Annotated in this window: 16 protein-coding genes, 5 tRNA genes and 1 pseudogene; 11 read left to right on the top strand and 11 right to left on the bottom strand. The window is 73.0% G+C overall.

Annotated features, from left to right (window positions below):
• Window positions 1-78: 78 nt before the first annotated feature.
• The 4 genes from GA0070617_RS10135 (at window position 79) to GA0070617_RS10125 (ending at window position 6,024) form a co-directional block, all read left to right on the top strand.
• Window positions 79-1,053 carry an Acg family FMN-binding oxidoreductase gene (locus tag GA0070617_RS10135; RefSeq protein ID WP_091435789.1) on the top strand — a complete coding sequence of 325 codons (975 nt, stop codon included), beginning with the start codon at window positions 79-81 and terminating at the stop codon, window positions 1,051-1,053.
• Between the two features lie 269 nt (window positions 1,054-1,322).
• A complete protein-coding gene (locus GA0070617_RS10130) occupies window positions 1,323-4,064 on the top strand; it encodes a fibronectin type III domain-containing protein (RefSeq protein ID WP_139135630.1) in 2,742 nt (913 codons plus the stop codon).
• Window positions 4,065-4,147: 83 nt separating this feature from the next.
• Window positions 4,148-4,978 carry a hypothetical protein gene (locus GA0070617_RS30485; protein WP_175440486.1) on the top strand — a complete coding sequence of 277 codons (831 nt, stop codon included), beginning with the start codon at window positions 4,148-4,150 and terminating at the stop codon, window positions 4,976-4,978.
• Between the two features lie 41 nt (window positions 4,979-5,019).
• Complete coding sequence (locus tag GA0070617_RS10125; RefSeq protein ID WP_175440485.1) at window positions 5,020-6,024, top strand: nucleotidyltransferase family protein; 1,005 nt, start codon at window positions 5,020-5,022, stop codon at window positions 6,022-6,024.
• A 51-nt stretch (window positions 6,025-6,075) separates the two neighbouring features.
• Here the strand turns inward: GA0070617_RS10125 and GA0070617_RS30480 are convergent, their stop codons facing one another.
• The 6 genes from GA0070617_RS30480 to GA0070617_RS10100 form a co-directional block, all read right to left on the bottom strand.
• Entirely contained in the window at window positions 6,076-6,357 is a 282-nt protein-coding gene (locus GA0070617_RS30480) for a PqqD family protein (RefSeq protein WP_175440484.1), read from the bottom strand.
• Window positions 6,354-7,550, bottom strand: a complete 1,197-nt coding sequence (locus GA0070617_RS10115) for an asparagine synthase-related protein (RefSeq protein WP_175440483.1) — start codon at window positions 7,548-7,550, stop codon at window positions 6,354-6,356. The genes GA0070617_RS30480 and GA0070617_RS10115 overlap by 4 nt, the downstream gene beginning before the upstream one ends.
• Window positions 7,543-8,499 (bottom strand): ABC transporter permease, encoded by a 957-nt coding sequence (locus GA0070617_RS10110; RefSeq protein ID WP_091435778.1) that lies wholly within the window; start codon window positions 8,497-8,499, stop codon window positions 7,543-7,545. Before GA0070617_RS10110 ends, GA0070617_RS10115 begins: the two co-directional genes overlap by 8 nt.
• Before the next feature lie 55 nt (window positions 8,500-8,554).
• Window positions 8,555-8,713 (bottom strand): lasso RiPP family leader peptide-containing protein, encoded by a 159-nt coding sequence (locus GA0070617_RS29840; RefSeq protein ID WP_139135629.1) that lies wholly within the window; start codon window positions 8,711-8,713, stop codon window positions 8,555-8,557.
• Between the two features lie 163 nt (window positions 8,714-8,876).
• A tRNA-Val gene (locus tag GA0070617_RS10105) sits at window positions 8,877-8,948 on the bottom strand.
• 66 nt (window positions 8,949-9,014) lie between these two features.
• Window positions 9,015-9,087, bottom strand: a tRNA-Gly gene (locus GA0070617_RS10100).
• 148 nt (window positions 9,088-9,235) lie between these two features.
• Here GA0070617_RS10100 and GA0070617_RS10095 point away from each other — a divergent pair.
• Together GA0070617_RS10095 and smpB are read left to right on the top strand one after the other, a co-directional pair.
• The gene (locus GA0070617_RS10095; protein WP_091435775.1) at window positions 9,236-9,481 is read left to right on the top strand and encodes a DUF6458 family protein; all 246 of its coding nucleotides are present in this window, start codon (window positions 9,236-9,238) and stop codon (window positions 9,479-9,481) included.
• Between the two features lie 335 nt (window positions 9,482-9,816).
• A pseudogene (gene smpB, locus GA0070617_RS10085) lies at window positions 9,817-10,290 on the top strand (SsrA-binding protein SmpB); the annotation flags it as partial.
• Window positions 10,291-10,557: 267 nt separating this feature from the next.
• On the opposite strand, the gene GA0070617_RS10080 reads toward smpB, so the two are convergent.
• From GA0070617_RS10080 to GA0070617_RS10065, 4 genes are all read right to left on the bottom strand, one after another.
• Entirely contained in the window at window positions 10,558-12,657 is a 2,100-nt protein-coding gene (locus tag GA0070617_RS10080; RefSeq protein ID WP_091435773.1) for a family 43 glycosylhydrolase, read from the bottom strand.
• Window positions 12,658-12,937: 280 nt separating this feature from the next.
• Window positions 12,938-13,012: transfer RNA gene (locus GA0070617_RS10075), tRNA-Val, on the bottom strand.
• Between the two features lie 12 nt (window positions 13,013-13,024).
• A tRNA-Cys gene (locus GA0070617_RS10070) sits at window positions 13,025-13,095 on the bottom strand.
• 33 nt (window positions 13,096-13,128) lie between these two features.
• Window positions 13,129-13,201, bottom strand: a tRNA-Gly gene (locus GA0070617_RS10065).
• A 277-nt stretch (window positions 13,202-13,478) separates the two neighbouring features.
• On the opposite strand from GA0070617_RS10065, the gene GA0070617_RS10060 reads away from it, so the two are divergent.
• On the top strand, window positions 13,479-14,081 hold the full coding sequence (locus tag GA0070617_RS10060; RefSeq protein ID WP_091446193.1) for a TetR/AcrR family transcriptional regulator: 603 nt from the start codon (window positions 13,479-13,481) through the stop codon (window positions 14,079-14,081).
• 178 nt (window positions 14,082-14,259) lie between these two features.
• Entirely contained in the window at window positions 14,260-17,205 is a 2,946-nt protein-coding gene (locus GA0070617_RS10055; RefSeq protein ID WP_091435771.1) for a M36 family metallopeptidase, read from the top strand.
• Window positions 17,206-17,310: 105 nt separating this feature from the next.
• Here the strand turns inward: GA0070617_RS10055 and GA0070617_RS10050 are convergent, their stop codons facing one another.
• Window positions 17,311-18,183 carry a hypothetical protein gene (locus tag GA0070617_RS10050; protein ID WP_091435769.1) on the bottom strand — a complete coding sequence of 291 codons (873 nt, stop codon included), beginning with the start codon at window positions 18,181-18,183 and terminating at the stop codon, window positions 17,311-17,313.
• Window positions 18,184-18,367: 184 nt separating this feature from the next.
• Here GA0070617_RS10050 and GA0070617_RS10045 point away from each other — a divergent pair, with 184 nt between their 5' ends.
• The 3 genes from GA0070617_RS10045 to GA0070617_RS10035 all read left to right on the top strand — a co-directional run bounded on the left by GA0070617_RS10045 (window position 18,368) and on the right by GA0070617_RS10035 (window position 21,560).
• Entirely contained in the window at window positions 18,368-19,036 is a 669-nt protein-coding gene (locus GA0070617_RS10045; RefSeq protein ID WP_091435768.1) for a class I SAM-dependent methyltransferase, read from the top strand.
• A gap of 66 nt (window positions 19,037-19,102) precedes the next feature.
• On the top strand, window positions 19,103-20,323 hold the full coding sequence (locus tag GA0070617_RS10040; protein WP_091446191.1) for a cytochrome P450: 1,221 nt from the start codon (window positions 19,103-19,105) through the stop codon (window positions 20,321-20,323).
• 64 nt (window positions 20,324-20,387) lie between these two features.
• Window positions 20,388-21,560: an alpha/beta hydrolase family protein gene (locus GA0070617_RS10035; RefSeq protein ID WP_217628781.1), complete on the top strand. Its 1,173-nt coding sequence runs from the start codon at window positions 20,388-20,390 to the stop codon at window positions 21,558-21,560.
• Window positions 21,561-21,632: the final 72 nt, after the last annotated feature.

Genomic DNA, 21,632 nt, shown 5'->3' with positions numbered 1-21,632 from the left:
TCCTTTCAGGTCGTTGGGCCCTGACGGGGGGCGGGGGGTGGGGGGAGGGTGGGTGGTAGGTCGGGAGGGGGCGGGGTCATGGAGAGTGGGTTCGGGGTCGGGCAGTTGCGGGCCGCCGCCCGGGATGCGGTCCGCGCGCCGTCGATGCACAACAGTCAGCCGTGGCGGTTCCGGCTGCGCGAGGGCGGGATCGAGGTGGCGGTCGATCCGGACCGGCGGTTGCCGGCGGCCGACCCCTCGGGCTGGGCGGCGCGGATCGCCGGTGGGGCGGCGCTGTTCAACCTGCGGTTGTCGTTGGCGGTGGCCGGTACCCCGGCCCGGGTGCGGTTGCGGCCGTACCCGGGTGAGCCGGACGTGCTGGCCCGGCTGGTGCCGGACGTGCCCCGGGCGCCCACCCCGGCGCAGCGGAGTCTGCACGCGGCCGTGGCCCGCCGGTTCAGTCACCGGGCGCCGTTCTGGCCGAATCCGGTGCCGGCCGAGGCGCGTTGGCGGTTGGTGGAGGCGGCGCGGGCCGAGCAGGGTTGGCTGGAGCTGGTGATCGGGGTGAGCGCGGTGAACGCCTTCGCCGCGCTGGCGCAGAGCGCCCACCGGGTGCTGGACCGGGACCGGGCCTACCGGGACGAGCTGGCCGGTTGGGTACGCGGCGGTCCCGCCCCCGACGGGGTGCCGGCTGCCGCCGGTGGGCCGGTGGCGCAGCCGCAGGATCTGCTGCCCAGCCGGGCCTTCGGGGTCCGGGAACGCGCGCCCGGCCGGGACTTCGAGCCGGAGCCGCTGGTGGCGGTGCTCGGTGCCGCCGGGAACACCGCCACCGACCAGGTTGTCGCCGGGCAGGCGTTGCAGCGGGTGCTGCTCACCGCCACCGACGCCGGGCTGGCCGTGTCGCTGCTCTCCCAGCCGATCGAGGTGCCGGCGGCGCGGGAGGCGCTCCGGTTGTCGCTGGGGCGGTTCGGCACCCCGCAGATGGTGCTGCGGGTCGGGTACGGCCAGCCGGGGTGGCCGGTCGGTCGCCGTGACGTCGAGGAGTTTCTCGACCTGCCGGTGCGCCGGCGGTAGTCAGGGCCGGCGGGCCGTCCCGGGCGGAGTCGGCGTCGGATGAAAATCCGGCACCCGCCATACCCCCATTGAGCTGGGAAAAGTGGTAGAACAGAGTCAGGTTTAGATCGATCTGGGCGAATATCATTCGCTTTCTCCCCACATCGACTCGGCCACCGGCCGAGCAGTTCGGCGTGCGCCGACGCCGCCGCCCGCCGACGACTCTGCACCGCCACCACCCCCAGCTCCCGAGAGGTAGGCACTGGATGCCCCGAACGTCCCGTTTACGCATGCTGGTAGCGGGGGTGATCGCCGGTTCGCTCGTCGCCTCGGCGATCACCACCCCGACCAACGCCGCAGCCCGGTCACCCGGCCGCACGTCCCCGGTGGCCGCGCAGCAGGCGGCCCCACCACAGGCCGCCCCACCGCAGGCGGCGGCAGCGCCGGCCCCGCTGGTGGAGAAGGCCAAGCCGGTCAAGCCGGCCGCCCCGGCGAGGCCGAAGGCCGCCAAGAAGGGCACCACCGCCGTGGTGACCTGGAAGGCCCCGAAGGACAACGGCAACAAGATCACCGAGTACGTCGTCACCTCGTACCGCGACGGCCGGAAGGCGGCGACGAAGGCCTTCGACGCCAAGCAGACCAGCCGGAAGCTGACCCTGCCGTCGGCCAAGGGTGCCTGGACGTTCACCGTGGCGGCGAAGAACACGGCCGGCGTCGGCCCGGCCAGCAAGCGCTCCGCCCCACCGAAGCTGCTCGCCCTGCCCAGCGCGCCGACCATCCGGGCGGTCACCGCCGACGTCACCACCGCGGTGATCAGCTGGAGCCCTCCGGCCTCCGACGGCGGCTCACCGATCACCAACTACCTCATCTTCCCGTACATCGGTGGGGTGAAGCAGGCGTCGCAGACGGTGCCGGCCTCGCCGCTGACCGCCACCGTGGGCGGTCTGACCGCCGGGATCACCTACACCTTCACCATCGCCGCGCTGACCTCCCAGGGCCTCGGCCCGGAGTCCGCGCCGTCGCACCCGGTCGTCCCGAACGAGTCGCCGTGGGTCTTCTGGAACGGCAACAACGCCGAGGTCGGCGTGGCCTACAGCCAGAACGTCGACGTCTCCCGGGGACAGGCACCGTGGACGTTCTCCATCACCTACGGCGCCCTGCCACCCGGGTTGACGCTCAACCCGAACACCGGCCTCATCGCCGGCATCCCGACCACGGCGGGCAGCTTCGCCTTCGTGGTCCGGGTGGTCGGCAGCGCCGGCCGGATCGGCAGCCGGCTGATCACCATCTCGGTCACCCCGGCGCCGAACATCGTCATTCCCGCCGTCCCGCTGGGTGAGGTCAACGCGCCCTACTCGCTGCGACCCACCGTGGTCGGTGGGGTGGCCCCGTACGTCTGGTCGCTCGCCTCCGGCGTCCTGCCCCCCGGCCTGAGCATCGACCCGAACACCGGTGAGATCAGTGGCCGACCCACCACCGCCGGCACCTTCGGCGTCGACCTGCGGGTGACCGACGCCGCCGGGCTCAGCGACGTAACACAGATCCGGATCGTGATCCAGCCGCAGACGGTGGTCACCCTGACCGCCAGCGCCAGCTCGGTGAACTTCGACAGTCCGGTCACGTTCACCGCCAACCTCGGCCCGGGTGAGGCCGAGGGCACGGTGACCATCTTCGACCGGCAGCGCACCGGGGTCACCGTCAACCTGGGCACCCAGACCGTCAGTTTCAACCGGGCGACCTTCACCCTGAAGCTGCCCGCGTTCGGCCTCAACCAGGTCTTCGTGGACTTCGACTCCACCATCACCAACGGCGAGTCCGTCTCCAACACGGTGCCGGTGCAGGTCAACGGGGTGCCGGGGCAGTTGCTCATCGACCAGTTCCGGCAGTCCGGCATCGCCAACACGCCCAGCCAGTTCGACCAGTACGTGGTGCTCTACAACAACACCTCGATCCCGATGCAGCTGCCCGGGATCAAGGTGGAGGCCCCCGGCGGCGTGGTGATCGAGATCCCGAACACCGCGACCACCATCGGCCCCCGGGTCGGTTACCTGATCGGCACGGCGCGGTACAACGTCGCCTTCCCGACCATCCCGGCGGACCTGCTGGTGCCGACCCTCGGGCCGGTGCCTAACACCGGCGGCACCGGCCTGCGGCTGCGGGTGCCCGACGCCGCCGGCACCATCACCGACGCGGCCGGCAGCACACCCGGCTGGTCCACCGGCACGCCGCTGCCGGCGTTCACCAGCCCGCCGACAGTCCAGAACGCCTGGGTACGACTGCGGGTCTCCGGCACGCCGCAGGACACCCGCGACAACCGGACCGACTTCCGGCTGGTCGCCAACGTGATCGGACCGGTCAACGGGGTGCCGTCCACGCTCGGCTCGCCGTCGCCGCTGCGCCAGTTCGGGCCGTTCGAGCAGAGCAACATCCTGCAGACCACCCTGCTCGACCCGACCAAGGCCTCCAACGCGGCCCCGAACCAGCAGATCATCGACGCCACCCCGACCAGCCCCAAGCGGCTGATCATCCGACGCGCGATCACCAACCGGGGCGTCACCCCGGCGACCCTGGTCCGGCTGCGCATCTCCACGCTCAGCCAGGTCAACGGCGCGCCCATCCCGGGCACCCCCACCCCGCCCAACCCGGCGGAGTTGCGGGCGGTCAACCCGACCACGCCCACCGAGACGTTCACCGTCGGTGGACGGACGGTGACCGTGCAGAACCTCGACCTGGACCCGCCGTCGGTGGATCCGCCGGGCGGCGGGCTCTCCAGCACGCTGACCGCGCAACTGCCGCTGGGCGGCCTGCCGCCCGGTGGGACCGTCTACATCGCCCTCGTCTTCGAGGTGGACAAGGGTGGCACCTTCTGGGTCGGCTGGGACGTCGAGGCCATCGGTGGTGGCCCCGTCACCCCGCCGGGTCTCGCCGCCACGGCTGCGGTGACCCCGAAGACGCAGAAGGCGGCCAAGAAGGCCGCCGCGCAGCGGGCGAAGAGCCAACAGCTGACCAACGTACGGGGCAGCACCCGCTGACCCGTCCGACCAGCTGACCACCGGGTGGGGGCCGACGTGCCCCCACCCGGTGCTGTCCACCGAGAGCCAGGTGAGGAACGAGCATGCCAGTCAGATCCGCCTACGGGCTGCACATCCGGGGCCTGGACGGGGTCACCGAGCTGACCGCCACCGCGTACCCGCCGGCCGGCAGCCGACCGGTGACCGTGCGGCAACGCGACACCGAGGCACCGGAGCCGGTGCCGCTGGACGCCGACCGGGTGGTCCGCCCGCTCACCGACGGGCGCACCCTGGAGCTGGACCGGCGGCTGCGCACCGCGACCTTCTACGGCCCGCCGCTGGACCCGGCGGTGCTGGCCCACCCCTACCTCGCCCCGGTGGCGGTGATCTGCAACCGCTGGGCGGGGCGGGAGACCTTCCACGCCGGGGCGTTCGGGCTCGACGGCCGGGCCTGGGTGGTGCCCGGTGGGCGTACCGCCGGCAAGAGCAGCCTGCTCGCGGCGCTGGCCGCCCGGGGCGTACCGGTGCTCACCGACGACATCGCCGTCCTCGACGGTGACCAGGTGCTCGCCGGGCCGCGCTGCGTGGACCTGCGGGAGCCGGTGCCCGGCGTGGCGCTGCCCACCCGCGGCGTGCGTGACGGCAGCCGGCTGCGGATCGCCCTGCCCGCCGGGCCGCACCGGCTGCCCCTGGGCGGCTGGCTCTTCCTGCGCTGGGGCGACGGGCCGGCGTTGACGCCGCTGGGCCCGACCGAGCTGCTGGCCCGGCTCGCCGCCCTGCGTTCCCTGCCGGAGCTGCCCTCCGACGCGACCCGGCTGCTCGGCCTGGCCGGCGTCCCCGCGTACGAACTCACCCGCCCCCGCGACTGGACCGCCCTGGACGCCACCCACCGGCTGCTGACAGCCACCCTCACCCCGGTCGGGGCGGCCCGGTGACCGCCGGCACCGGCGGGCCCCTCCCGCCGGCCGATGGCCCGGTGACCGCCAACGCGGCGAGCGGCGGCGCGGCGAGCGGCAGCGCGGCGAGCGGCAGCGCGGCGAGCGGCAGCGCGGCGAGCGGCAGCGCGGCCTCCGCCGGTCTGGCGCTGCGCTGCCTCGCCCTGGACAGCGCCGCGCTGGCCACCAGCGACCTGCTGCGCCAGGCGGGAGTGCCGAGCGTGCTGCTCAAGGGCGCCGGCCTGGCCCACCGGCTCGGCGTCGAGCGCCTCTACGGCGACGTGGACCTGTTGGTCGCGCCGGCCAGCTTCGCCGCCGCGCAGACCGCGCTCGCCGCCGCCGGCTACCGACCCCGGGAGGACACCGCCCTGCACCGACGGTGGGGGCTCTGGCACGAGCAGACCTGGTCGGTCCCCGGCCCGGTGCCGTTCGTGCTGGACCTGCACCGTGGTTTCGCGCGGGTAGGCGACGCCGACGAACTGTGGACCGTGCTGTACTCCGGGGCCGAACCGGTCACCCTGGCCGGCGGCACCGTACTGGTGCCCGACGAGGCGGGCTGCGCCCTACTGGTCGCCCTGCACGCGGCCAGCCCCGGCGGCTCCGCCAGGCCCCTCGCCGACCTGGCCCGTGCCCTCGACGTGCTGCCGCTGCGGGTCTGGCCGGCGGCGGCCGCCCTGGCCGAGCGGTGCGCGGCGCTGTCCGCCTTCACCGTCGGGCTCCGGCTGCTGCCGGTGGGCGCGGCGGTGGCCGCCGGCCTCGGGCTGCCCGCGACCGGCGGACGGTCGTACCAGCTCGCCGCGCAGCGGGCCAGCCCGCTCGCGATCAACCTCGCCGACCTCGACGAGCTTTCCCGGTGGCGGCGGCTGCGCCGACTCGCCACGCTCGCCCTGCCCACCCCCGACCGCCTCCGGCTGGCCGACCCGCTCGCCGGGCACGGCGCGGGCACGCTGTTCCTGGCCCACCTGCGCCGGTACCGCCGGCACGCCCGCGCGCTGCCCCGGGCGCTGCGGGAGCTGCGCGCGGCCCGACGCCACCCCGAGGGCTGAGCGGCACGGCCGTGGTCAGTGGCGGTCGAACAGCCAGTGGCGGTCGAACGGTCAGTGGCGGTTTAGCAGGTCGGCGGTGTCCAGCTCGGCCAGGAAGGAGCGCACGTCGGCGGCGGCCCGCTCCGGGTCGACCGGGGCGTGCGCGGCCAGCACGGCGGTCAGGTCGGCGGCGGTCGCCCCGGTCACCAGGTGCGGCCAGAGCAACACCGCCCAGCTGTCCAGGGCGAAGTAGACGGAGTTACGGACGTCCAGCAGCACCGCCTCGTCCCCGACGGTCCGCCAGGCCACCCGCTCGGCGTCGACCTGGTACAGGGTCGTGGTCTCGGTGTTCACCTCGGTACCTCCATGATCGGTTGTGCCGGGCCCGTACCGGCCGGCCGGGAGGCCAGCCAGACCTGGTGCACCAGGGCCGCCGTGCGGGGGCAGACCGGCCAGGCGGTCCACTCCCGACGCAGCGCGGCTGGGTCCACCAACGTCTCGTCCACGCCGGTGCCGTCCCAGCCGTGCACGAACTCCCGGGTCCCGGCGCGGAAGAACACCTCGTCGAAGGTGGCCTTGCGGCGGGGCGCGACGACCAACGGCGGCAGGTCGGCGTCGGCCAGGTCGGCCAGCAGCTCCCGCCGCGACGGGGACCGCCACCGGCCCCGGTGGGTGGCCAGGGCGACGGCGAACCCCTCGTCCAGCAGCGGGGTCACCGCGAGCACGTCGTGGTCGGCGGCGACCGCGGTCAGGCTGGCCCGGGTCATGGTCAGGTCACGCCGGCCCAGGTGCCAGGCGACCCGCCCGGCCAACCGGTGCGGCTCGGCCCGCCGCTCGGCCCGGAACCGTCGGCGCAGCTCCCGGGCCACCCGGGGACGCAACCAGGGGAACGGGTCCGGCTCCCGGGCGGCCCGCCGCCCGACGCTGTGGCGCAGCCGGCTCAACCGGGCGCGCAGCGAGCCGGGACGACGCCGCCAGCCGGCCAGGATCTGGTCACCGCCCACCCCGGTCAACAGCGCCCCGCCCCGGGCCAGCTCGATGATCGGCAGGTGCAGGTGCCGGTTCGGCGGATGCAGCTGCCCGTACCGGTCGAGCAGCCGGGCGGCGACCGGACCGACCAGGTCCAGGTCCTCACCGGCGGACAGGATCCGCCAGTGTCGGCCCAGCCCCAGCTCGGCGATCACCCGGTCCTGCCAGTCCGACTCCTGTGCCCGGGGCGCGTCGGTGAACCGCCAGGTCACCGGCACCGGATCGGGCAGCCCCTCGCGCCGGGCGACCCGGGCGGCGATGGCCAGCACCAGTGCGGAGTCCACCCCACCGGAGAAGCTCACCAGGCAGGGCGGCCGGCACAACGCCGGCAGCACCGCCTGTTCCAGGGCGACCAGCGGGGCCGGCACCGGGCCGGGCCGCACCGCGGGCGGGCCGGCAGCGGGCGGGCCGGCAGCCGACAGCCGGGCCGTGAGCGGGCCGGCCGCCGGGTCCTGGCCCAGCACGATGCCGCAGGCCACGTCCTGCGCGGTGGGCCGGGCAAGAGAAAGGTCAGTCACGGGTGAGCACCCCCCTGCGCCGGGCGAGCCACAGCGCGCGGTCGAAGATCCAGGCCGACAACGGCAGCAGTACGGCGGCAGCCCCGGTCAGGGCCAGCGCCGCCGTCGACCAACCACCGCCGGTCAACGCGTGCCGCAGCCCGTCCAGGGCGATCCGGGTGGGCAGTGGTTCGGCGAACGCCCGTACCGCCACCGGCAGCGCCGAGACCGGAAAATACGTGCCGGAGAGGAAGGACAGCGCCACCACCAGCAGGCGGGCCACCGGCTCCCCGGCGCCGAAGGCCACCGCGAGGCCGGCCAACGCGAGCCCGAACGGCAGGGTGCAGAGCGCGCCCAGGGCTGCGACCACGACCACCCCTACCCAGTCGGCCCGCCCGATGTGCAGGCCGAAGAAGGTCCCGAGCACCGCGAGGTAGAGCCCGGCCCGCAGCAGGGCGAAGACGAACGGGTACCCGGCCAGGCCCAGGCCCAGCGCCCACCGTGGCACCGGCTGCGCGGTCAGCAACTCCAGGGTGCCGGCCCGCTGCTCGCCGGCCAGCCGGGTCACCACCTGGACGGTGCCGGCCTGGAGCACCAGCAGGAAGACGATGCCCACCGCGACGAAGTCGAAGTAGCTCGTCGAGCGGGTGAAGTCGGCGTCGGGGCCCAGCGTGACCACCTGCGAGACGAAGCGGAACACCAGCAGGTTGACCAACCCGAAGGCCAGGTCGAGCAGGAACGGTGGCCCGAGACCGCGGTGCTCGGACAGGTCCCGACGCAGCAACGTCAGCACCGTACGGCCACCGGCCCACGCCGACGCCGCACCGGCCCACCGCGATCCCACACCAGCCGACCGCGATGCCGTACCGGCCCACCGCGATGCCGTACCGGCCGGCCCGACGGCGAGCGGGCCGGCCGGTGACGGTTCCGGCGGCGGGTGTGCCGGTGCCGCGCGGAGGTCGCTGCTCATCGGTGCACCGACAGGTCGACACCCACAGCAGACCGCCGCTGGTGGGGTCGTCGGCTCAGATCGAGCCCAGGACGCCGGACTGGCCGTCCGCGTCGGTCACCCCGGGGAAACCGCCCTGGGTCAGCTCGGCCAGGGTGCCGAGGCGACGCAGATGCGGCCGCTGGTAGTCGGCGACAGGCGCGCTGTCATTCGTCGAATCCGGAGAAACATTCACGAAAACCCCCATACGCATAAAACGGACTAGGCGAATCGTAATTGATCCGGGCGTCCCGTTGGGCGTTTCACCACACCGAGCCCGCGCGACACGCGGAGCACACTGGCAGAACGAGAAAAAAGAAGAGATGTTCGGATCCGCCGACACGGCATTCACTTACCGGTGGGCGATACTGGGTTTGAACCAGTGACCTCTTCCGTGTCAAGGAAGCGCGCTCCCACTGCGCCAATCGCCCGTGGGCACCGACCCGGCGACGACGGCCGCGCTCGGCAACGGTCACCCCGGTCAGGGGCATACCACGAGCGGACGACGGGATTCGAACCCGCGACCCTCACCTTGGCAAGGTGATGCGCTACCAGCTGCGCTACGTCCGCACGTCACCGGCCAGCGCCAGCGACGTTGCGAACTCTACCCGACGACAAGATCAGCCGACGGCCACCCCCGCACCCGGATGGTTGCCCAGCTCACCGGCGGGGTAGTTGAACTCCCCGACAGCACATCACCCCCTCGAAGGAGGCTGTCGTGGGCATCGGAACGAGCATTTTCCTTCTCGCGGTCGGCGCGATCCTCACCTTCGCCGTCAACGCCAGCGTCGGCGGTGTCGACCTGGACATCGTCGGCTGGATCCTGATGGCCGCCGGCGTACTCGGCCTGATCATGACCGCGGCGGTCTGGGGCCGCCGCCGCCAGACGGTCGCCACCGCTCCCGCCGCCGAGCCGGTGGAGTACCGGGTCGAGGAGCGTCGGGACATCGTCCCGCCGCGCTGACCGGGTTCGTCCCCGAGGGCGGCGGCCCGTACCGCCGGTCGCCTTCGCCGCCCGCCGGACCCGCCGGACCCGCCGGACCCGCCGGACCCGCCGGACCCGCCGGACCCGCCGGACCCGCCGGACCCGCCGGACCCGCCGGACCCGCCGGACCCGCCGGACCCGCCGGACCCGCCGACGACCAACGCACAGCGCCGGTCGTCGGCGGTATCCTGCACCTCGCACCGTCGGCATGCACCGCACCGTCGACGGGCACCGAACCACCGGCACACACCGGTCGCCGGCACGCACCGGCAGGCGCCGCTCGTCGGCACGCACCGTAGGAGGTCGTCGCGGCAAGGCAGACCGGTCAGCAGCTTGTCGCGACCAACCGCAGGGCGCGACACGACTACACCATCCTGAAGACGTACGAGGCGGGCCTCGTGCTCGCCGGCACCGAGGTCAAGTCGCTGCGCGCGGGACGGGTGTCGCTTGTCGACGCCTTCGCCCAGGAACGCGACGGCGAGCTGCTGCTGCACGGCCTGCACATCGCCGAGTACGGCTACGGCAGCTGGACCAACCACCAGCCCCGCCGTACCCGGAAGTTGCTGCTGCGCCGGGTGGAGATCGACCGGATCCTGGAGCGGCTACGCGACGGCGGGCTGACCCTGGTGCCCCTGTCGATGTACTTCGCCAACGGCTGGGCAAAGGTGGAGCTGGCCCTGGCCCAGGGACGGCGCTCCTACGACAAGCGGCAGGCGCTGGCCGAACGGGACGCCAACCGGGAGATCGCCCGTGCCTTCGGCCAGCATCTCAAGGGCCGCCGCCGCTGACTCACCCCCGGCCGACCACACCACCAGATACCACTCACCCCCGCCGGCGCGATGCCACCCGGCGCCCCTGGTGTGACGCCTCCGTGGCCGCGCGGGGAATTGCCGTCACAAATGTTCGGCAAGAACAGGGAAATTGCGCCTTGAATCCGCGCCGAGGCCACCGTAACCAGGAAACTGCGCCCCCGAATCTCCCAGAGGTGGGCGCGGGGTGGGGTGGGCGTGGGGTGGCCCCCGGGATGGGAATCCCGGGGGCCGTGCGTCGTTCGGTCAGGGGGTGGTTTGGGTGAATTGTCGGATGGTGACTTGGCCGCCGAGTTGGCCGGTGGTGTGGTGGTAGATGGCGTAGCGGTAGCCCATGAAGAATTGCCAGTTGTTGTTGAGGGTGAGGGCGTTGCCGAGGGGGGTGTAGGTGGTGCCGTTGGTGCTGTAGGAGAAGCGGGCTTGTCGGCCGGTGCCGGGTCGGATGTCGGCGGTGGCGCGTAGCCAGATGCGGGTGCCGGTGATGGGGGCGCTGGCTTGTTCGGTGCCGGTGTTGGTGGTGTCCCAGTTGGTGTTCATGGTGAGGCCGTTGGTCATGACGATTCTGGTGGTGCCGTTGTCGCGTTTGAGGCCGATGTGGGCGGAGGTGTCGCGTAGGACGGCGAGGCCGGTGCGGTCGCCGTCGCGCATGCCGGTGTGGTCGAGTTCGATGGTGGCGGTGGAGGTGGGGCCTTGGATGCGGTGGGTGAGGGTGTTGCGGGCTTTGTAGAGGTCGCTGGTGACGGTGGCGGTGGTGAGGTGGAGGCCGTTGTTGACCCTCCAGCGGGTGTTGTCGGGGTTGTGGTTCCATTCGTATTGGGGGCCGAGGGTGGTGCCGGTGAAGGTGTCGGTGCCGGTGAGGGGTTTGACGGGGCGTAGTGGTAGGGGGTTGGGGTAGGTGGTGGCCCAGCGTCCGTTGACGGTTTGGACTTGGGGCCAGCCGTCTGCGGTCCAGGTGATGGGGGCGAGGGTGGGCATGCGTCCGCCGGGGTAGGCGTCGGTGAAGGCCATGTAGTACCAGGCGCCGGTCTGGGTTTGGACGAGGCCGCCTTGGTGGGGGACGCCGCCGCCGGTGATGGGGCCGGGTAGGTCGAGTAGGACCTGGCGTTGTTCGTAGGGGCCGAAGGGTCCGTTGGTGGATTTGAGGACGTACTGGCCGTTGGCGGGTCGGGTGAGCCAGATGTAGTAGGCGCCGTTTCGTTTGTAGAAGCGGGCGCCTTCCAGGGTGCCGATGTTCGTGGGGGTTTGGTAGACCTGCTGGTTGCGGACCTGGGTGCGGCCGTCGGCGGAAAGTTGGGCGACGCTGATGCGGCCGTTGCCGTAGGCGACGTACATGGTGTCGTCGTCGTCGATGAGCATCCCGGCGTCGTAGTAGCAGTTCGGGATGGTGGTGTGTTTGTTCCAGGTGCCGTCCACGGCGGTGGCGGTGTAGATGTGGGTCTGGGCGAAGTCGATACACCCGGCCCAGTAGAACGTCCGATTCGACGGCCGGTAGTTCAGGGTCGAGGCCCAGATCCCGTCGACGTAGGCATGCGCGTTGCCGGGTAGATCGTATTTGGTGCCGAAGTCCAGCCGGGGCACCGAGTGCCCGGCGAACTCCCAGTTCACCAGATCGTAGGAACGCAGGACGGGCGCACCCGGGGAGTAGTGCATGGTGGAGGCCGACATGTAGTACACGTCCCCGACCCGGATGATGTCCACATCCGCGAAGTCCTGCCACACCACCGGATTCGTGAAACTCCCCGACGGGTTGCCCGGGTTACCCGGGTCGCCTCCGCCGTCGACGCGGACGAGTTGCCACTGTTGGTTGGTGCCGCCCCAGTCGTCGTACTGGACGATGTTGCCGCCGTCGGCGGTGGAGGCGTTCTGTACCTCGATGGCCTTGTTGCTGTTGCGGTTGATCAGGCGGACGTGGCCGCCGTCGGAGTCGGCGAGGCGGAACTGCTGGTTGGTGCCGTTGCCGTCGGTCCACTGGACGATGCTGGCGCCGTTGGCGGTGGAGAAGTTGTAGACGTCGAGGACCTTGTTGGACAGTCGGGACTTGAGTCGGTAGTAGCCGCCGCCGGAGTCGACGAACTGCCACTGTTGTTGGTTGCCGTTGTTGCGGGTCCACTGGGTGATCCGCGCGCCGTCGTTGGTGGCGGAGTTGTAGACGTCCAGGGCCTTGCCGCTGTTGCGGTTGACCAGGACGTACCAGGCGCTGGTGTCGACCGTCGCGGCCAGGGCCGGCGTCGGGGCCACCCCCACGAGCGCACCGCCCACCAGCGTCGCGACCGCGACGGCAGCGAGCCGGAACAACCGCCCGCGACGCCGTGGTACGACCCGGGTGGGCCCACCGATGGTGACCATGATCCTCCTTAGACCGGAGCGGATTCACTCGGCTGAGCCGCCGCCCGGCACCAGGCACGCCGGCCCACGGCACAGCGCTGGGATCGTTAACACAGGTACCCGCCCGAGGACGTGCGGCCCGCGCCGTCCATCGACTGTGAGCGATAACATGCTGTTAGTCAAGGCGTAACAAGCAGGCAACCCAGGGCCGGGAAGGACCATGCCCGACGCGTGCCGACGGGCCCGAGAAGCAGAAAAGCCTGCCACCGAGTACGGTGACCGGCTTTTGCCTGTGTCAATCTGGTGGGCGATACTGGGTTTGAACCAGTGACCTCTTCCGTGTCAAGGAAGCGCGCTCCCACTGCGCCAATCGCCCTCGTCGGTGCCGAGGTGGAGACGGGATTTGAACCCGTGTACACGGCTTTGCAGGCCGTTGCCTCGCCTCTCGGCCACTCCACCGAGCTTGCCCCAATTGGTGGCGGCATGTCTCCGAGCGGACGACGGGATTCGAACCCGCGACCCTCACCTTGGCAAGGTGATGCGCTACCAGCTGCGCTACGTCCGCGTGTCACCCGGCGTTCCCGGGTGACGGATGAGAACTTTAGCCGACCTCCGGAAGAGTTGCCAACTCGGGGCCCCGCTCGGCGCGGCGCCCGCGGTTCGGGTCACCCCGCGTATAGCTTCCTAGGAACCTGACTTACCTCTTCGGGCCGTCTGCCAGCGACAACGCCTGTCCATGGCACAGGGCAAGCCCGCACCGCTGTCCGGCTTCCGACTGTCCCCGGCCACATCACCCGGAGCGGTAACTGTTTGTGCACGAACGGATGGGCTACGGTAGCGCCGTGACGAGACGTGCGGTCGAGATCCGCCTGGATTCCCTGCTGCGCACCGCCTGCGACGTGATCGCCGAACGCGGCCTGGCCAACACCCGCACGGCCGACGTGGCCCAGGCCGCCGGGGTCAGCCAGGCGCTGGTCTTCTACCACTTCACCAGCAAGGAACGCCTGCTCGCGCGGGCCTTCGAGTACGCCGTCGAGCAGGATCTGGCCCGGCTCGACGCGGTGCTGCGCTCCACCGCCACCCCCCTGGTCAAGCTCAGGCGGATCCTGCGACTCGCCCCGCCGTCCGGCCGGTCCATCCCCTGGGCGATGTGGATCGACGGCTGGTCGGAGTCACTGCGTACCCCGGAGTTGGAGAAGGTCTCCCGCCGGTTGGACCTGCGCTGGCGCACGGACCTGGCCGCGGTCATCTCCGCCGGGGTGGCCGACGGCACCTTCCAGTGCACCGACCCGGCCGGCGCCGCCTGGCGGATCAACGCGGTGATGGACGGCCTCGCCGTGCAGTTCGCCGTGCACGACCGGGTGATCTCCCGCCGGCAGTACGCCGAGTGGACCCGCCTGGTCACCGCCCGCGAGCTGGGCCTGGACCCCGCCCAGCTCGACTGACGCGGCCCGCCCGCACCCGCTACCGCCGGCCGGGCGCCTGGTGCCGCCGACCCGAACGGTCGGTCGGTGGACCTTGCCCTGGACGGATCCGACTGATATTCACAGATGCGCATGCATTACCTCGCCTGCGCCGGGCCGGCCGATCGTCGGCCCACCCCCGCTCCCACCAGGAGGATCTGTGCCACGACCGGAGTGGACACCTCGGACGAGCCGGCGACGTCGCCGGCTCGTTCCCGTTCTGGCGGCCGCCGCGGTGGTCACCGCCCTGCTGCCCGCCGTTCCCACCTCCGCCGCCCCCGAGACCCCCGCGCCGGCCCCGGCCGCCGCGCGTACCTCCGGCCCGTTCGCCGACGCCGGCGAGGGCCACCGGCACGACGACGTCGACAACCGCCCGGGTACGGCCGCACCCGACGCCCGGCAACGCGGACTGGCCCGGCGGGCCGACCCGGACGTCCGGTGGAACCGCCTCGGCACCCCGCACGCGCTGGGCCCCGGCGCGACTCCCCTGGCCACCGGCCTGCCCACCGACCCGGAGGCGGCGGCCCGGCGGTACCTGACCGAACAGACCGACCTGTTCGGGCTGACCGCCGACGCGGTGGCCGGCATGGACCGGCTGCTGGTCCGCCCGATCGGCAGCGGCGCGGTGGTCACCCTGCGGCAGCGCTTCGGTGACCTGCCCGCCGGACACGACGGGCTGGTCACCCTGGCCGTCACCGGCGGGAAGGTGCTGGCGGTCAGCTCGTCGCTGTCGCGGGACACCTCCGCGCCGGCGGCGGCCACCCTCGACCGGCAGCAGGCGTACGCGGCGGCGCTCGCCGACGCCGGACTGACCGCCGCCCAGGTGAGCAGCCACCGGGTCCGCGGGGTGGCGGTGCCCACCCCGCTGGACGGGCCCCGGGCCGCCTACGAGGTGACCCTGCTCGGCGCGGACACCGACCACCCCGCCGCGTACACCACCTACGTCGACGGGATCACCGGCGCGGTGCTCCTCCGGCAGGACCTGGTCGACTTCGACTCGGAGAACCCGAGCTGGGCGGTCTTCCCGGCCGCCCCGCCGACCGACCTGCCCGCCGGCACCGACCCCCGCCTCCGCTGGTGCGGCGACCCCGCACCGGACTGCCAGGCGGCCTTCCGCGACCCGGCCACCGGAGGGGCCTGGGACGTCGACGTGGCCACCGGCGAGCCGACCGGCACCAGCCGGGGCAACTCGGCGAACACGGTGCTCTCCTGGGGCGGCGGCACCCCGGCGGTGCCGGCCACGCCGAGCCCGCAGCGCGGCTACGAGTACCCCTTCACCGACCAGTGGCGGCAGGCTCGCTGCAACCCCGAGGTGTACGCCTCGACGCAGCGCAACGACGCCGACGCGGCGGTGTCGAACCTGTTCGCCATGCACAACCGGATGCACGACTGGGCCTGGCACCTGGGCTTCACCGAGGCCACCTGGAACCTGCAGGCGGTCAACCTGAGCGGGCAGGGCCTCGGCGGCGACGCCGAGCAGGGCCGCGCCCAGCAGGGCGCGCTCTCCGGCAACCGCAACAACGCCAACCAGTCCACCCCGCGCGACGGCCTGGCCCCGACCACCAACATGTACCTGTGGCAGCCGCAGGCCGGTGGCCCGTACCCGCCCTGTGTGGACGGCGACTACGACATGACGGTGATCGGGCACGAGTACACCCACGCCATCACCAACCGGATGATCGCCGGCCCGGACTCGGGCATCAGCGGCCACCAGGGCGGCTCGATGGGTGAGTCGTGGAGCGACCTGCTCGCCGCCGAGTACCTCTTCCAGCACGGGCTGCGCGCGCCCGGTCGTACCCCCTTCGTCACCGGCGGGTACGTCACCGGCAACCTGGTGAGCGGCATCCGCAACCACGACTTCAGCCGCAGCCCGCTGAACTACTCCGACGTCGGCTACAACACCGGCGGGCCGGCGGTGCACGCCGACGGGGAGATCTGGAGCGCCACCAACTTCCGGATCCGCGCGGCCATGATGAAGCGGTACGGCGCCGGCAACGCCACCCGGCAGCTGGAGTGCGCGCGGGGGGCCCGGCCCGCCGACGCCTGCCCCGGCAACCGGCGCTGGGCGCAGCTGGTCTTCGACTCGTTCCTGCTGCAGGCGGCCAGCCAGGTCAGCATGCTGGACATGCGGGACAACCTGCTCACCGCCGACCTGCTCCGCTTCGACGGGGCCAACCAGGACCTGCTCTGGACCGAGTTCGCCCGCTCCGGCATGGGTCGCGACGCGGCCACCCAGGGCTCGGCGGACACCGACCCGACGCCGAGCTTCGCCCACCCCGACGGCGGCAACGCCACGCTCACCCTCGCCCCGAAGGGCGAGAGCGCCGACGCGCCGATCCGGGTGTACGTCGGGGCGTACGAGGCGCGGGCCACCCCGGTCGCCGACACCGACCCGGGCACCGACCTGCCGGACACCGTCGAGCTGGTGCCGGGGACGTACGACCTGTTGGCGGTGGCCCCCGGCTTCGGCCACCAGCGGTCGACGGTGACCGTCCGGGCGGGTCGGACCAGCACCGTCAACCTGCGGTTGCCGCCCAACGTGGCCTCGGTGGCCGCCGGCGCCACGGTCTCCGGTGACGGGGTCAACCTGGACCGGATCGCCGACGACAGCGAGGCGACCAACTGGGCGTCCCGGGACGGGGTGGCCGGTCGGCAGGTCACCGTGGACCTGGCCGGGGACCGGCCGCAGGCGGTGAAGCGGATCAACGTCAGCGCGATGCTGCGTCCCACGATCACCGGGGACGCGGACGCCGGGGCGCAGAACGCGCTCACCTCGCTGCGCTCCTTCGCGGTCTGGGCGTGCAACGCCAGGACCACCGACTGCGCCGACCCGACCCGGTTCAGGCGGGTCTTCACCAGCAGGCCCGACGCCTTCCCGGGCGGCGCGTACCGCCCGTACGTGCCGGAGATCAACCTGCGGTCGTTCACCCTGCCCACCACGGTCGCCACCCACCTGCGGCTGGAGGTGCTGACCAGCCAGTGCACCGGCGGCCCGGACTACGCCGGTGAGCGCGACGACGACCCGGCCACCACCACCGACTGCGCCACCGCCAGCCCGGCGCGTGACCAGGTACGGATCGCCGAGTTCCAGGCGTTCACCCGGTAACACCGGTCCGGCCCCGTCGGGGAGGAGGCTCCTCCCCGACGGGGCCGGTCACCCGTCAGGCATTGGTCGTCCGCCGGACCACAGCCGCCCGGCGGTCGGCGGTGGTCAGCGTCGGGCCGGTCGCCAGCGCCGGGCGCTGACCGGTCGTTCCCACCGCTCGTGCGGCGACAGCTCCTCGGCCGCGGCGTCGGTCGCCGCCGCCGGGCGGATCAGGTGCCGCAGCCGCAGCAGGAGGCTGACCCCGAGGAAGAGCAGCAGCCCGCCGAGCAGGAAGGCGGCGTGCACCATGCCGAACCCGCCGGACTGGGCCACCGGCCGGTTCGCCCCGGCCTCGGCCACCGCCGGCTCGGTCGACTCGACCGGCTCCTCCACCGGAATCTCCGCCTCGACCGTGGGCTCCAAGCTCGGCTCAGGCGTCGGCTCGGGCGTCGACTCGGCGGTCGGCTCCGGCGCCGGTGGCGCCGGCGGGGCCGCCCGCTCACCCACCACCGACCGGGTAGCGGTCTGCCGGGCCAGCAGCCGGTTGTTCACGTCGTACGCCTCGGCGGCCAGGGTGACCCGCCCCTCGCCCACGTCACCGACGAAGGCCACCCGGTACTGCGCGGTGACCGTCCGGTCCCGGCAGAGCGTGCCCGGGTCGAGCTGCCGGTCGGTCAGCCGGGCCGTGGCACCCCCCTCGGTGCTCACCTGCACCGGGAAGGAACCGGTCTCCTCCACCCGGTCGATCCGCACCTGGTCCAGCCCGAGACCCCGCACCTGGACCAGCATCGACCAGCGCACCTTCTGGCACCCACCGTTGTCGCTGCGGGACACCACAGCCGACACCGTCTCCGCCCGGCCACCGGCGGTGAACTCGGCCGGTAGGCCGCTCAGCTCGGTGCTGAACGCCGCGTGCGCCGGAGCGGCCAGAGCCGCCTGCACCCCGGACAGACAGGCCAGCACCACCCCGACCCGTAACGCGTACCGCCACACCGTCATCACCGCCCCACGCCTCCCGTCGGTTGCATCCAGTGATCAACGCTAGGAGCAGAAACGGACAGCCGGTAGAGGGGCGTCTTCGCGCGAACCGTCAACTATGGGGCGGCTTTTCACCGACAGTGATGAACCCTTCACGGCCGACCCGCGACACGCCGAGTAACCGTCGGGAGGGACAATCACCGCCATGTCCGACCTCCACGCCACCTTCGTCCGGCTGCACGCCCGGCTCGCCCCGGTCGCCTTCGTGCCCGAGGTACGCCTGCACCAGGCCGACGAGCCGATCGGGTTGTGGGAGCTGACCGAGGGCGAGTTCCGCAGCGCCCAACCGCCCCCGTTCTGGGCCTTCGCCTGGGCCGGCGGGCAGGCCCTGGCCCGGTACGTCATCGACCATCCGACGGTGGTCGCCGACCGGCGGGTGCTCGACCTGGCCGCCGGCAGTGGGCTGGTGGGCATCGCCGCCGCGCGCTGCGGCGCGACCAGCGTCCGCGCCGTCGAGGTCGACGAGCGTGCGGTGGCCGCGGTCGCCCTCAACGCCGGCGCCAACGAGGTACGCGTCGACGCCGAACTCGGCGACGTGCTGGACACCGACGCCGCCGACGCCGAGGTGGTGCTCGCCGGGGACGTCTTCTACAGCGAGGCGATGGCCAACCGGATGCTGCGTTTCCTGCTGCGCGCGGCCCGCGGCGGGGCCCGGGTGCTGGTCGGCGACCCGGGGCGGGCCTTCCTGCCCCGGGACCGGTTCCGGGAGCTGGCCAGCTACCAGGTGCCGGTGCCGCCGGCGCTGGAGAGCGTCCGGGTGAAGCGCACCACGGTGTGGGAGCTGAACCCCGCCCGACCGCGCGCCGACGGCTAGCGTGTCGAGGTGCTGTTCCGGAGCTGGACGGCGGTCGCCGACACCGCGGGACCGGACGTGGACGCCATGGCGTCCGGCGGCCCGGACGCGGCTGGCGCGCGGCCCGGGTGGCCGGACGTGGCGAGCGTCGTCGACCACGTCGGCGTACGACATCTGGTGGTCACCCGGCACGCCCTGGTCCGTCAGGTGCTCGCCGACCCGCAGACCTACCGGCCCGACAACGCCCTCGACGCGGTGACCCCGGTGCCGGTGGCCGCGTTGCGGGTGCTCGCCGGGCACCGGTTCCGGTTGCCGCCGACACTTGCCAACAACGCCGGCGCCAGCCACCCGCAGATCCGGGCCATCGTCGCCGAGGCGCTGCACCCGAGCCGGGTCGAGGCCCAGCGCGGCTGGCTGACCGGGCTGGTCCGCCGCCGGGTCGCCCGGATCGGTGCCGCGCTGCGCGCCGGCGTACCTGTCGACCTGCACGCCGAACTCGCCGCCGACCTGCCGCTGCTGGCCCTGGCCCGGCTGGTCGAGCTGCCCGACGCGCCGCTGGGCGCGGTGAAGGACTTCGCCCGCGCCGCCCTGGAGTTGTTCTGGGCGCCGCTGGACGCCGACCGGCAGCAGGTGCTCGCCGCCGAGGTGGGCCGCTTCCACCGGGTGCTGCGTGACTTCGCCGCCACCGGACCGGGGCTGGCGGCGCGGCTGCGGGCGGCCGGGCACGGCCCGGACGTCGTGGTCGGGGCGCTGTTCTTCCTGCTGGTCGCCGGGCAGGAGACCACCTCGCAGTTCCTCACCCTGCTGCTGCACCGGTTGACCGGCGAGCCGGCGATCCTGGCCGGGCTGCGCCGGGGCACCGTCGACGTCGCCGACGTGGTCGAGGAGGGGCTGCGCCTGGAGCCGCCGATCGTCACCTGGCGACGGGTCGCGGCCGTCGACACCACGCTGGGTGCCACGGCGGTGCCGGCGGGCACCAGCATCGTGCTCTGGCTGGCCCGCGCCGGCCGGGACGCCACCGTGGTCGACCGGCCCGACGAGTTCGTACCCGGTCAGCGCGGGTCCCGCCGGCACCTGGCCTTCGGGGCGGGCGCGCACCGTTGCGTCGGCGCACAACTGGCCCGGCTGGAGGCGACCGTGGTGGTCGACGAGCTGGCCCCGCTGCTGCCCGGCCTGACCGTGCTCCGTCCACCCTGGTACCCCGACAACCTCACCTTCCGCATCCCCGACACCCTCCTCGTGTGTAAGGAAGGGCCCCCTGTTAACGCATTCGGTAGAGAAGGGTTCCCCGCTCACCGGCACGGCTGACCGCGAACCCGCAGAAGTGGGTAGGGGGCAGCGACAGACTGCGATATCGGCCACCATGGGTGCCATGTCGAAGCCCACCGTGATGACGGCAGCACCGGCACCGAAACGACGCCCGCGCAGCGTCCGGGCGCTTGCCGTACTCCTGCTGACGCTGGTGGTACTCCTGCCTGCCGGTGCGGTCGCGGCCCCGCCAGCGACGACTTCCGGTCTGCACCTGCCCCCGCCGACCGGCCGGCACCCGGTCGGTACGACCTGGTTGCACCTGACCGACCGGGAACGACCGGACCAGTGGCGGCCCGAGCTGCCCCGGGAACTGATGGTCACCATCTGGTACCCGGCCCTACGCACCGCCGAGCCGCCCGCGCCGTACACCACGGCGGAGGTCTCCGCCCGGGTCCTCGCCGCCACCGGTCTGCCGGTGCCGCCGGACCTGCTCACCACGGTCCGCACCAATTCCCGTCGGGATGCCCCGGTACGGCCGGGCCACTGGCCGTTGGTGCTCCTCTCCCCCGGCTTCACGCTCAGTCGGGAGTCGCTCACCGGGCTCGCCGAGGAGCTGGCCAGCCGGGGGTACGTGGTCGCCGGCGTGGACCACCCGTACGAGGCGTACGGGATCGAGTTCCCCGACGGTCGGGTCATCGGGTGCCAGGTGTGCGACGAGTGGGGCACCGGCACCCCCGCCCGGGTCGTCGAGGGCCGGGCCGCCGACCTGGCGTTCCTACTCGACCAGCTGACGGGGGTCCGGCCGGCCTGGCCGGGGGCCCGGTTCGTCGACCACCGCAGGATCGCCGTGGCGGGCCACTCCATCGGGGGCGCCAGCGCCGTGCACACGCTCCGCACCGACCGGCGGGTGGACGCCGCCGCGGTCCTGGACGGCACGCTCTTCGTCCCCGTCCCGCCCGGCACGGTGGACCGGCCGGTGCTGCTGGTCGGCGCGGAGCGGGTGCCGGACCACAGCTGGGTGCGGGACTGGCCCGGCCTGGCCGGGTGGAAACGGTGGCTGACCGTCACCGGCACCGGGCACATGTCCTTCACCGACCGGCCGGTCCTCGGCGCTCAACTCGGACAGGACCCCGGGCCGCTGTCGGGCGAGCGGCAACTGCTGATCACCCGGACGTACCTGACCGCCTTCGTCGACCGGCACCTGCGCGACCGGCCGGTCCCACTGCTCGACGGCCCCTCCCCCCGCTTCCCCGAGGTTCTCTTCACCCCCGGCGGGGTTCTGCCCGGTCGGTGACCGCAGTCGTCCCGCCCCGCCGCAGGTCGGCGGGGCGGGCATTCAGGTGGTGGGGACGAAAAAGATGGCTGG

It is taken from the genome of Micromonospora yangpuensis, assembly GCF_900091615.1.
Taxonomy (GTDB): Bacteria; Actinomycetota; Actinomycetes; order Mycobacteriales; family Micromonosporaceae; genus Micromonospora; species Micromonospora yangpuensis.
This window is presented reverse-complemented; position numbering and strand designations above follow the sequence as displayed.

Coding starts and splice junctions, on each gene's coding strand:
- GA0070617_RS10135 (WP_091435789.1), top strand. CDS start 79: ATGGAGAGTGGGTTCGGGGTCGGGCAGTTGCGGGCCGCCGCCCGGGAT.
- GA0070617_RS10130 (WP_139135630.1), top strand. CDS start 1,323: ATGCTGGTAGCGGGGGTGATCGCCGGTTCGCTCGTCGCCTCGGCGATC.
- GA0070617_RS30485 (WP_175440486.1), top strand. CDS start 4,148: ATGCCAGTCAGATCCGCCTACGGGCTGCACATCCGGGGCCTGGACGGG.
- GA0070617_RS10110 (WP_091435778.1), bottom strand. CDS start 8,499: ATGAGCAGCGACCTCCGCGCGGCACCGGCACACCCGCCGCCGGAACCG.
- GA0070617_RS10080 (WP_091435773.1), bottom strand. CDS start 12,657: ATGGTCACCATCGGTGGGCCCACCCGGGTCGTACCACGGCGTCGCGGG.
- GA0070617_RS10050 (WP_091435769.1), bottom strand. CDS start 18,183: ATGACGGTGTGGCGGTACGCGTTACGGGTCGGGGTGGTGCTGGCCTGT.
- GA0070617_RS10045 (WP_091435768.1), top strand. CDS start 18,368: ATGTCCGACCTCCACGCCACCTTCGTCCGGCTGCACGCCCGGCTCGCC.
- GA0070617_RS10040 (WP_091446191.1), top strand. CDS start 19,103: ATGGCGTCCGGCGGCCCGGACGCGGCTGGCGCGCGGCCCGGGTGGCCG.
- GA0070617_RS10035 (WP_217628781.1), top strand. CDS start 20,388: ATGTCGAAGCCCACCGTGATGACGGCAGCACCGGCACCGAAACGACGC.